At 57.4% G+C, this 9,550-nt stretch carries 13 protein-coding genes; 3 read left to right on the forward strand and 10 right to left on the reverse strand.

Annotated features, from left to right (window positions below; genetic code table 11):
• Positions 1-40: 40 nt before the first annotated feature.
• The gene (locus ACILSI_RS21015; RefSeq protein ID WP_395723878.1) at positions 41-1,306 is read left to right on the forward strand and encodes a DUF1501 domain-containing protein; all 1,266 of its coding nucleotides are present in this window, start codon (positions 41-43) and stop codon (positions 1,304-1,306) included.
• Positions 1,307-1,581: 275 nt separating this feature from the next.
• On the opposite strand, the gene ACILSI_RS21020 is transcribed toward ACILSI_RS21015, so the two are convergent.
• The 6 genes from ACILSI_RS21020 to ACILSI_RS21045 form a co-directional block, all read right to left on the reverse strand.
• The gene (locus ACILSI_RS21020) at positions 1,582-2,184 is read right to left on the reverse strand and encodes a hypothetical protein (RefSeq protein ID WP_395723879.1); all 603 of its coding nucleotides are present in this window, start codon (positions 2,182-2,184) and stop codon (positions 1,582-1,584) included.
• A gap of 118 nt (positions 2,185-2,302) precedes the next feature.
• Complete coding sequence (locus ACILSI_RS21025) at positions 2,303-2,662, reverse strand: type II toxin-antitoxin system VapC family toxin (RefSeq protein ID WP_395723880.1); 360 nt, start codon at positions 2,660-2,662, stop codon at positions 2,303-2,305.
• Between the two features lie 44 nt (positions 2,663-2,706).
• Positions 2,707-2,931, reverse strand: coding sequence for a hypothetical protein (locus ACILSI_RS21030; RefSeq protein ID WP_395723881.1), 225 nt, complete (start codon positions 2,929-2,931; stop codon positions 2,707-2,709).
• A 350-nt stretch (positions 2,932-3,281) separates the two neighbouring features.
• The gene (locus tag ACILSI_RS21035; protein ID WP_395723882.1) at positions 3,282-3,857 is read right to left on the reverse strand and encodes a hypothetical protein; all 576 of its coding nucleotides are present in this window, start codon (positions 3,855-3,857) and stop codon (positions 3,282-3,284) included.
• 88 nt (positions 3,858-3,945) lie between these two features.
• Complete coding sequence (locus ACILSI_RS21040) at positions 3,946-4,359, reverse strand: type II toxin-antitoxin system VapC family toxin (protein WP_395723883.1); 414 nt, start codon at positions 4,357-4,359, stop codon at positions 3,946-3,948.
• Positions 4,346-4,579, reverse strand: coding sequence for a hypothetical protein (locus ACILSI_RS21045; RefSeq protein ID WP_395723884.1), 234 nt, complete (start codon positions 4,577-4,579; stop codon positions 4,346-4,348). Before ACILSI_RS21045 ends, ACILSI_RS21040 begins: the two co-directional genes overlap by 14 nt.
• Before the next feature lie 437 nt (positions 4,580-5,016).
• On the opposite strand from ACILSI_RS21045, the gene ACILSI_RS21050 reads away from it, so the two are divergent.
• Together ACILSI_RS21050 and ACILSI_RS21055 are read left to right on the forward strand one after the other, a co-directional pair.
• Positions 5,017-5,247, forward strand: a complete 231-nt coding sequence (locus ACILSI_RS21050; RefSeq protein WP_395723885.1) for an addiction module protein — start codon at positions 5,017-5,019, stop codon at positions 5,245-5,247.
• Positions 5,244-5,543: a type II toxin-antitoxin system RelE/ParE family toxin gene (locus ACILSI_RS21055; protein ID WP_395723886.1), complete on the forward strand. Its 300-nt coding sequence runs from the start codon at positions 5,244-5,246 to the stop codon at positions 5,541-5,543. The genes ACILSI_RS21050 and ACILSI_RS21055 overlap by 4 nt, the downstream gene beginning before the upstream one ends.
• A 260-nt stretch (positions 5,544-5,803) precedes the next feature.
• Here the strand turns inward: ACILSI_RS21055 and ACILSI_RS21060 are convergent, their stop codons facing one another.
• From ACILSI_RS21060 to ACILSI_RS21075, 4 genes are all read right to left on the reverse strand, one after another.
• Positions 5,804-6,589, reverse strand: a complete 786-nt coding sequence (locus ACILSI_RS21060; RefSeq protein WP_395723887.1) for a hypothetical protein — start codon at positions 6,587-6,589, stop codon at positions 5,804-5,806.
• An 829-nt stretch (positions 6,590-7,418) separates the two neighbouring features.
• Positions 7,419-8,411 carry a restriction endonuclease gene (locus ACILSI_RS21065; RefSeq protein ID WP_395723888.1) on the reverse strand — a complete coding sequence of 331 codons (993 nt, stop codon included), beginning with the start codon at positions 8,409-8,411 and terminating at the stop codon, positions 7,419-7,421.
• A gap of 4 nt (positions 8,412-8,415) precedes the next feature.
• Positions 8,416-9,231 carry a hypothetical protein gene (locus ACILSI_RS21070; RefSeq protein WP_395723889.1) on the reverse strand — a complete coding sequence of 272 codons (816 nt, stop codon included), beginning with the start codon at positions 9,229-9,231 and terminating at the stop codon, positions 8,416-8,418.
• A gap of 37 nt (positions 9,232-9,268) precedes the next feature.
• Positions 9,269-9,550 (reverse strand): zinc finger domain-containing protein (locus ACILSI_RS21075; protein WP_395723890.1); only part of this gene is annotated, 282 nt, incomplete at its 5' end.

Consider the following 9,550-nt stretch of genomic DNA (forward strand, 5'->3'; position numbering starts at 1 on the left):
ACTTGAAACATTGAACCTGAAACCTGAAACTCTTCCCATCATGAAACGCCGCTCTTTCCTCACCTCCGCTGCTGCCTTTGGCGCCGCGCCTTTGTTTGCCAACAACACGCCCATCCACACGCCGAAGGGCAAGGCGGAGCATTGCATCTTCATCTGGCTCGGCGGTGGCATGGGGCAGATCGACACCTTTGACCCGAAGAAGCTCGGCGACAATCTGGGCAAGCCCCAGAAGGCGGGTTCGCTCTACAAGGCCATCGACACCACGGTCAAAGGTGTGCAGGTGACCGAGCATCTGAGCAAGACTGCGAAGGTGATGGAACATGTCACGGTGATGCGCACGGTGAACCATCACGTCATCGACGAGCACGCCTTCGCCACGAACATCGTCCACACGGGCCGCATGATCTCCGGCAATGTCGTTTATCCGAGCATCGGCTCGATCATCGCCAATCAGCGTGGTGCGGCCAGCACGGACGTGCCTGCATATATTCTCATTGGTTATCCGAACGTGAGCCGTGGACCGGGCTTCCTCGGCGCGAAGAGCGGCTACGTTTACCTCACCGACACGAATACCGGCCCTGCGGGCTTCACGCGCCCGGCTTACGTCGATGAAAAGCGTGCGGAGATTCGTCATCAGCTTCTGAAGCCGCTGATGGCACGTACTTCGAAGGGTTCCGCCGCCGCCGACTATGAAATGGCCCAGCAAGAAGCACTGCGCCTCGCCGGACCGAAGTTCATGCGCCACTTCAATCTCAAGGAAGAGCCCGACACACTGCGCAACGACTACGGCGGCGAGTTCGGCCAGCGCTGCATGCTTTCACGTCGCCTCGTTCAGGCTGGCGTGCGCTTCATCGAGGTGTCGCACAATCTCAACTTCATGAACGGCACGGGCTGGGACATTCACAACGAAGGCTACAAGAATCAGCATCTGCTGATCCAGGAACTCGACACGGCTTTGTCAGCGCTGATCCGCGACTTGAAGGATAAGAAGCTTCTCGATAAGACGCTCATCGTCGTCGGCACCGAGTTCGGTCGTCCGCCGGAGTTCGATGGTCGCGGAGGACGCGGACATCAGGGCACTGCTTTCTCGATGGTGCTCGCCGGTGGTGGACTCAACCACTGCGGTGCGTATGGCGTCACCGATGAACTCGCCAAGAAGCCCGTCGAGAACCCCGTGCCACTCGTCGATTTCCACGCCACCATTCACGCCGCTATGGGCATTGATCCAAGCAAGGAACTCATGGACGGCACACGCCCTGTCCCGATCACGGATGGCGGCAAGGCGGTGGCCGCGCTGTTTGGATGATGGGCACTCAATGAATCGATTGGGGATGTTTGGAGGCGTTTCCCATCGCTAACGGCCTGATCTGGGCACTGCTCACGCTGTGGCGTTGAGCTTGAGGTGTTTGATCTGCTCAAAGCGCAGCATGTCATACACAGAGTGTTACCTTTCATCCGACCTCCGCGTTCTCCCCTCTCTGCGGCGCATCTCCGCCTTGCCACGGCCATCCAAAGTGAGACAACTGAGATGTCAGCCGACTGCCCCCTGGCGTCGTTTCCCCACGCATGACCCGTCACACCTTACAACACATCCACCGTGTTGGTCGGCAGGACGACCTTGGGGTCCAGATCTGGGAACAGCTTGCCGAGCATCTCTGGATTCTCGCGCAGGCTGGAGCCATCCAGATACTTCCAGGTCTTCGTTCCCGGGGTTCTCGCGGCGATCATAAACGCCACGCTCTTCACCTTGCGCCCTTGGAATTCCATGACCGACGTCCGGGGAACGAAACAGACCTCATACTTTCCGGCGGGATGAACCTCGGTGGGAGTTCCCAGTTCAGATTCCAAAAACTTGACCCCCGACTTCATCACCTGCGCGACCGCCTCCTTCGTGAGCGCCTCAAACGCCTCTTTCCCGCCGGCCAGTTCAAAGATGACTTCGTGAGTGTGGTCGATCAGCGCCTGGGCGTTTCCGCTCTCAAACAACTTCATCATGGAGTTGATGTCTTTCTTGAGGTCGTCGGCTTCCGTTTCAGTCAGCGTGCCTCCAAACACTGAAGAAACGAGACATGAAAGGGTCAGGAGCAGGGTGGTCAGTGTCTTCATAAGCATTTGGGGAGCATCAGTTAATGCCAAGGCAGGAGGTGCGCCATCTCTTCGTGCGTTTAACGCCCAGGGATTCAAGCTGTGAGCCGTGGAGCCATTCGGCCACCCGGGGTTGCAGCATGAAGCACATGCCGGGTGCAGGCGAGGCGATTGGGACGTGGCTGAGAGGAGATTGACGTCGCTAGTCAATAAGCGCCTACGGCACGAGGATTGGCATTGTGGGAAACACACTGCGGAAGTCGCTCTCGTTGCGTGTGAGCAGGCCATCGAAACGTTCGGCGAAGGCTCCTATGAGAATGTCTGCCATCGGGCGTTTGGGGATGCGTTGCAGGCAGCGGCTTTGGACATAACGATGCCAGGCGGCATGGGCTGCGAGTGTTTCTGTTCGTGTCCACGCCTCTGACCACGAGACTTGCAGATGGTAGAGAAAGAGTTCCTGCCGGGCGGCATCGCCATCAAAGACGGGAGCCAGTTCCGCATAGGTGATGGGCGAGATCACCAGCCCTTCGGGCCGTTTGGCATCGAGCCGAGGCGGTCGCAAACTGCGGATCGGCATCCGCGATGTCGATGAGGAGGCAAGTGTCGATGACCCAGGGCATCTCAGTCCGCGTCTCCCTCGCGCAGTTCCTTCATCCAGTCTGCCGTGGCGCGTGGTGCGCGCCCGCCACGCAGGGCAAAACCGATCATCGCCCGCGCTCCGAGCGGACACTCCTTGGATGGGGCGTGTCTCGCTGCCTGCTGGCTATCGAGCCAAGCCAGCAGCTTGGAGGCAAGCTGCTCGTCGAGGCCCGCAACGCGTTGGATGGCGAGGTCAATCGTGCTCATGCGCAGAGGCTAGTGCAAACCGGCTGGATCGGCAAGCGGCTGATCAGGAGTGCATGTCCACGGAATCGTATCCCGCTCCTGATTCCAAACCGATCACACCGCAAGAGGTGAGAAAACCGCAGAGAAAACCCTTTCAAAGCTCATCTCTGCGGTTTTATAAATTGCCTTCGGCTGCTTCCGCTGCGCTCCAGAGCTCGCGGTGTTTCCATGCTGGGCTGCTGGGAGATTTCGTGGCGGAGCCGGAACGAGCACGCCGGGAGGTCGGGGGCGGGTGGCGCAAACAGGCGGAGCGATTGGGACGTGGCTGCGAGGAGATTGCCGGTCGCTTGTCTATGAGTTGCGCCCTGATGTCATTTACCCAGCCTCAGCGGCACGATCACGGCGCCGTCACGCAGCCAGCGGGGGCCGTGTTTTTTCCACAAATGCACTTCCGTGCGTGATTTCCCCTGCTGGATGGTGGCCAGTGTCTTCAGGGCTTCTTCTTGGTGATCGTATTGAGAGACCAGCAGCACGCTCCGCTCCTTGGCCACGGTCCAAATCTGGGTGGTCACACGGATTTCATTCGCGCCCTCCTGCACGGAGACGGCTTGGATCATCTGCCCGTCCTCTTGGGTGTTCCCTCCCACCCAGCGGACAAACTGGGGGTCCACCTCGTGGAAGGACTCGCGCAGGCGTTGGGTCATCCGCATCACCATCCCCAGGCGGCCGGACGGTGCCTGGTCCGTTCCGCCGCGTCGCAGCGCCAGATCCACCAGTTGGCGTTCTTCCGCCGTGCTAAAACAGGACACAAAGTTCGCATCAATGTAGAACTGGCCGATCTCCTGCGGCAGCGCGTCCAAGACCGGCGGTGCAGGCGCAGGCTCCGCAGCACGCAGCAGAAGGCAGGTGGAAAGAAACAGCGTCAGGGTGAGGTGCGGCGCATGCATAGCGGATGAACTGGCTTTTCGCAGAGAATGCCTCAAAACGGCACGCCATGTCAAGACTCGGGACAACGCGCAAGCAGCACCCCACGCATCAATCCAGCCAGTTCTCCACCCGCAGTCCCGGCACCTTTTGGAAATCGACCAGATTGCGAGAAAGCAGGAGCGTGTTGTGAGTCAGGGCGAGGCTGGCGATGCGCAGATCCATGGTGCCGATGCGCACGCGTTGGAAGTGCAGCATGTCGAAAGTGTCCTGTGCGGCTTGTGTCCAGGGCAGGAACCGCCATTTGGCGAGGGTGAGCAGGCCGTTGAGAAAGAGATCGTAATGCACGAGCAGCCGGTCTTTTTCGGCGGCGATCTGGGCCAGCCGACCGCGCAACACTTCCTCGGCGGTCATCACAGTCAGCCAGGGTTGCTCACCACGACTGATCAAACGCTCACGGAGAAGCGCTCCGGCCTGCGAGCCACGATCCAGTTCGGAATAGTGGTTGGTATCAAGAATGACCATCGCGACGATCCATCTCCTCCAGAGACTGGCGGTTCACGTCCTGTCGCCACTGCTCGCCGAGTTTCATGGCGGCGTCGTAGTCGGGATTGTTCTTCGCCCAGCCAAAGGTGCCCTGCCAGCTCTCATCCGTCGCGTCGGCGTTGGCCGCCAAGGTCAGCGACTGCGCCAGCAGCCCCTTCGGCGGCTCGGTGGTGAGTGCGGCGGTGATTCGCGGATTCATGCGGTCAAGAATGACTCTTCCGGGGCTTTTTGGCAATGCCGACTTCAGGACGATTCAAGTGGTGCCAAACCCCGGAACAAAACATCGCGAGACCTCCCCGCAGTGCTTCGCTCAGCGATGCAGGCGGGGATGAGAAAACCGCAGAGACATTCAGAAAACTCATCTCTGCGGTTTTCTAAATTGCCTTCGGCTGCTTCCGCTGCGCTCCAGAGCTTGCGGTGTTTCCATGCTGGGAGATTTCGCGGCGGAGCCGGAACGAGCACGCCGGGAGGTCGGGGGCGGGTGGCGCGAACAGGCGGAGCCTTTGGGACGTGGCTGAGAGGAGATTGACCGTCGCGGGATTTTGTTGAAGGAAACGCGACACGCACGGCTCACTTTTGAACCGCTCCCAATTCCACGCTTGGCATTCCAAGCACGATCCGTTACCATCCTGCACCATGGCTACCCAAGAACTCTTTGCTCAAGCCGCTCGCCTTCCCTCGGAGGAACGGCGTTTCCTGGCGGAAATCATCTGGGAGACGGTGGATGCGGATTTACCGGCGCAGTGGGAAAACGACGCCACCATCGCTGCCGAGGTCGAGCGGCGCTTTGAGGCGTTCAAGGCCGGACGTGAGCGCGGATTGAGCCACGACGACGTGTTTGCGGCTGCCAAGGCGCTCGTAGCATGAAGGTGGTGTATTCGGAGCACTTCCAGGCGGAGCTGTGCTGCGTCACCGGGCGCTACAGCGCCGAAGGAAAGGAACTGGGCCGCCGCTTTGTGCAGACCGTGGAAAGCGCCTGCTTGGAGATTGCCGCCGATCCACTGCGCTGGCGTGTGTTGGAGGGGCGCGTGCGCCGTTGCCTTGTTCCCCGTTTCCCCTACATCATCTATTATCTGGTGGAGGACGATCTGCTCTACTTCGGAGCCTTGTTGCACAGCGCCCGCCACCCGGAGACGTATCGTGCCGCGTTTGAGGATTTGTAAGCGTGGCGTGGCTTTGACGGCTCCAAACCGATCACACCGCAAGAGGTGAGAAAACCGCAGAGAAATCCATTTCAAAGCTCATCTCTGCGGTCTTCTCATCTCTCGCGGTGCTTCCATGCTGGGCTGCTGGGAGATTTCGCGGCGGAGCCGGAACGAGCACGCCGGGAGGTCGGAGGCAGGTGGTGCGAACAGGCGGTGTGATTGGGACGTGGCTGAGAGGAGATTGCTTGCCGCTTGCCTATGGGTTGCACCCTGATGCCCTACTTAATCTCCAGGGCCGAGAGAAAGGCCTCGTAGTCCTGAAGCGATGGATCAAAAGATTCGTCTGGTTGGGCATCCAGCCATTTCTCGGCGGCATCACCCGGCTCATCCAGATCGAAGAAGTGTTTTTCAACACGGGGCTTCTCGTCCGCTGAGTCGGGCAGTTGGGGGTGATGGATTTCAAACCTGCCGTTCACGGCAAACCGGCCGTCATGCGTGAAGCCCTGCACCACCAATACCAGCATGTCATTGTTCACCGGTCCTGGCCCGGGTCCCTGCGTGTAGGTCGTGAGAAACAGGAGAGCCCTTCCCCATGGAAAGGTTCTGGAACGAAGTTTGGCGTGGAAGGCGCGCCCGGCGTTCATCCAAGGAATCTCGCTCAACTGCTTTTGATACAGGGTTGTTCTGGCGGTCGATCCAGAATTTAAGTCAGCGTCAAACAGGCCGCGCCAAGTGCTCATCAAAGCCGGGTAGTTGGCAGCCCCCGGGCCTTCCATGCTCACGACTTGGAACTTCCCGGGAGCTTTGATGAAGTAGCAGGCCTCCTGATTATGCAGATTCTTTTTTCGTTTGAGCGTGGCTGTCACTCCTGACGAAATGTTGGGAGGTCCGCTACCCAAGAAATTCTCCGGGCCATGTGTCCGCATCGCTCCAATCTCCAAACCTGTGGCATTGGGCTTCACACGAAGTGCGGGAGCACCCGTCTTATTGCCATGGGTCGAACAGGATGCTCCGAGCATGATGCCACAGGCCACAATTCCAAAAAGACGAGCGCGATTGAGCATGGTGAGAGCCTTGAGGGTTGAATCGATGACACTGCGGCCGGAGATGCGCAGGGCTGTGTATAAAAGGCCCGATACGAATCGCAAGCATTCGCGCTCCAGCCGGAACGAGCACGCCGGGGAGGCCGGGTGGTGAAGGTGCGCTGGACAGTTTTGCGAGGGGAAAGCGACCTCCTCATTCTAGAGCCAAGAGTTTTCTGGAGGGAAAGGAAGGTCCGGCGGGTCTGGAAAACTGTTTTCCACGGGGTGGTCCAACGGCTCACCAGCTGGAAAACTCTTTTCTGAGGGGTGGGTGATCTGGTCACACGCTGGAAAACTCTTTTCCGGAGGGTGAACCGGATAGTCACCCCTCGGCGAACTCTTTTCTGCGGGGTAGGCAAAGTGGGCAGGCCTTGGAAAACTCTTTTCCAAGGGGTGATCCCAGAGATCACCTGCCGGAAAACTCTTGTCTGAGGAGTCGGCGATCTGGACACAGGCTGGAAAACTCTTTTCCGAGGTCGGGGGACATTCCCTTCCGCCTGGAAAAGAGTTTTCTGAAGCCACGGGAGACGGGAGATGCAGGTTTGAACCGCTGATGGGACGCTAATCAGACGCTAATGAATCCCAAGCCAGAGGTTGGGGATTAGCGTCACATCAGCGTCTAATTAGCGATTCAAATTCGTCCGTTCACAGCAGCGCCAGACCGGAACGAGCACGCCGGGAGGTCGTGGGCGGGTGGCGCGAACAGGCGGAGCGATTGGGATGGGGCTGAGAGGTGATTACCTGTCGCTTGTCGATTTGTTGCCCTGACGTCATCCCCCCGTGGAGGGTAGCTGGTCGCCATTTCTCAATGTCATGGAGGCGTTGCGTCTGGCATCGCATCCTTGATCGATATGGTTTTCTCCACGCTGTGACCGTTTGGACAGGTTTTGACCCGATGAAACGCTTCCTTCAGGGCAAATTCAACGAGTTTCCCGCACTCCAAGCACATTGCGTTGTAGATCAACGGCTGGATTTTCTCGGGGAACCACTCATCTAACAAATCACTCAGCCGGTAGATATCCCATACCTCGATGCCTGCCTTCACTGCATACTCTCTGGCTTGAGCTGTAAAACCACAAGTTGCCGCAAATATGCCTTTTTTTATGCCGTCTGCAGCCATGGCACCGACAAGTTTTTGAATGTGTGGCCGACCAACTTTGGCGGTTGGGGCGAATAACTTGCACTCGACATATAGCGATTCCCCGTCTCGTTGACACTCGACATCTCTACCACCGTCATTAGTGGGCGGCGTCAGCTTTGTGCTAAAACCTTGGCGATTCAGCAACTCTGTGATTAGGACTTCAAACTGACGAGGTGTGCCACGAGAACACAGGATCTCGAGGTTCGCCAACAACTGTTGTCGCAAGCGAAACAGCTCACAGTCCCGAAGCTTGGATGCCCGTCCAAACAGAGCGAATCGTGCACGGGCTTGTTCCCATTTGAGCTGGACATCAAGGCTCTCTGGGTCGCAAATCTCTTGTGTTGCATTTATGGGTACTTCAGCACCATGCGATAACGTAATATCAGCAAAACAGCCTCCGAGGAGTTCCTCGCTTGGCAATCCCTCTACAGAAATTGCAACAATCTTCGCGGGGCTGCGTGTGTCTGGAGTTTTGATCAGGATACTTGATCCAACTTCGACATATCCATGATGAACCCAGCCTCTCAGCTCAGAGATACCACCAGATGAAAACAGGATGCGATCAATCCGCATTCTAAACGGATGCTGCTTGCAATTTAACTTTGCGTTGGTGTTGTCGGCCAACGCCCCTGTCGCTTCAATTCTAGACGACTGAAAACTCATACACTTACATTGGGAGCAATGGACTCGAATTCAAAACATTGGCCTTGATTCCTCTTTCAATAATTGCCTCTCGAATCGTTCGCTCATTTTCAGGCTGTATTGACGGGCCAATGACGAGACCCTGTAGCAACACATCCAAATCGACCGGAACAAGCTTGCAATCTGGTCCAGGTAGTGGCGCAGATCCCTTGGATACATCCACCTGAGCTAATATCCGGACTTCTTGTTGATTAGCGAAGTGACTATCCTTCCGAACTGAGGCCGTGTTGGGCAAAAACTCGGGCGTCTGCACTGTACAATCAGTGTAAGGACATTCATGCATCTGGAGGATCAGGTCATGAGGCCATTCGCGACAGAGAGAATTCAGCAGCAGCTTGGTCGTCGACTTGATGCAAACGCCTGCGCCGTCAGAGCAGAAAACCTTCCACATTTCGGCCGACTCTTCGTGTCCTTTGAACCAACAATGAATATAGGATAATTGTCGTGCAATTCGTTGTTGTTCATCGTGCATCTGCGGATCCCGCTCTGTTGGGAAACAACTGTAGAACTGCTTATTTAACCCGCTTGGTGCCTCGAAATTGGCCTTGGGCAGACAGCCATCCGTTGGATCGTTCGTTTGGGCATCCAATCGCCCAAGACGAAGTTGCTTTGTTTTTAATAGTTTCAGAAAGAACTCGGTTCGAATATAGTGGCTGATCTGTAGATCGATAAACTCGGGCATTCGAGTCGGACGCAACAATGCAGCTTCTTGGCTGGTAGCGGCCACTATCGGAGCCACGCCAACGACTTGAAGTGGAAAGCTAGCAGGCAAAGGGTCCATCAGTTAAATTTAAAACGATTTAAACGTCTGATAGGACTTATCTGCCTCCTGTTTCCCCCACCGCCTCCACGCATCGTCCGCAAAGCGTCGGGTGATCGGCATGCGTTCCGACGTCCGGCAGGTGCTTCCAGCAGCGGGCGCATTTGTGATGGCTGGATTCCGTCACGACGGCGGCGAGTTCGCTGCCGCGGGTGATTTGGAGGTCGCTGAGGATGAGGAATTCGTGGAGGGTGGCGGGATCGCTGAAGACGGGGTGCGTGAAACCTTCGGCGGGGAGGGTCAGGGCGACGGTGGCTTCGAGGTTGGAGCCGATTTTCTT

Origin of the sequence: Prosthecobacter sp. (genome assembly GCF_044232965.1) — a bacterium.
GTDB lineage: Bacteria > Verrucomicrobiota > Verrucomicrobiia > Verrucomicrobiales > Verrucomicrobiaceae > Prosthecobacter.

What these genes read in the sequence shown, in the direction of transcription:
- ACILSI_RS21015 (WP_395723878.1), top strand. Translation starts at nt 41, where the DNA reads ATGAAACGCCGCTCTTTCCTCACCTCCGCTGCTGCCTTTGGCGCCGCG.
- ACILSI_RS21025 (WP_395723880.1), bottom strand. Translation starts at nt 2,662, where the DNA reads ATGCCGATCCGCAGTTTGCGACCGCCTCGGCTCGATGCCAAACGGCCC.
- ACILSI_RS21030 (WP_395723881.1), bottom strand. Translation starts at nt 2,931, where the DNA reads ATGAGCACGATTGACCTCGCCATCCAACGCGTTGCGGGCCTCGACGAG.
- ACILSI_RS21035 (WP_395723882.1), bottom strand. Translation starts at nt 3,857, where the DNA reads ATGCATGCGCCGCACCTCACCCTGACGCTGTTTCTTTCCACCTGCCTT.
- ACILSI_RS21040 (WP_395723883.1), bottom strand. Translation starts at nt 4,359, where the DNA reads ATGGTCATTCTTGATACCAACCACTATTCCGAACTGGATCGTGGCTCG.
- ACILSI_RS21045 (WP_395723884.1), bottom strand. Translation starts at nt 4,579, where the DNA reads ATGAATCCGCGAATCACCGCCGCACTCACCACCGAGCCGCCGAAGGGG.
- ACILSI_RS21050 (WP_395723885.1), top strand. Translation starts at nt 5,017, where the DNA reads ATGGCTACCCAAGAACTCTTTGCTCAAGCCGCTCGCCTTCCCTCGGAG.
- ACILSI_RS21055 (WP_395723886.1), top strand. Translation starts at nt 5,244, where the DNA reads ATGAAGGTGGTGTATTCGGAGCACTTCCAGGCGGAGCTGTGCTGCGTC.
- ACILSI_RS21060 (WP_395723887.1), bottom strand. Translation starts at nt 6,589, where the DNA reads ATGCTCAATCGCGCTCGTCTTTTTGGAATTGTGGCCTGTGGCATCATG.
- ACILSI_RS21065 (WP_395723888.1), bottom strand. Translation starts at nt 8,411, where the DNA reads ATGAGTTTTCAGTCGTCTAGAATTGAAGCGACAGGGGCGTTGGCCGAC.
- ACILSI_RS21070 (WP_395723889.1), bottom strand. Translation starts at nt 9,231, where the DNA reads ATGGACCCTTTGCCTGCTAGCTTTCCACTTCAAGTCGTTGGCGTGGCT.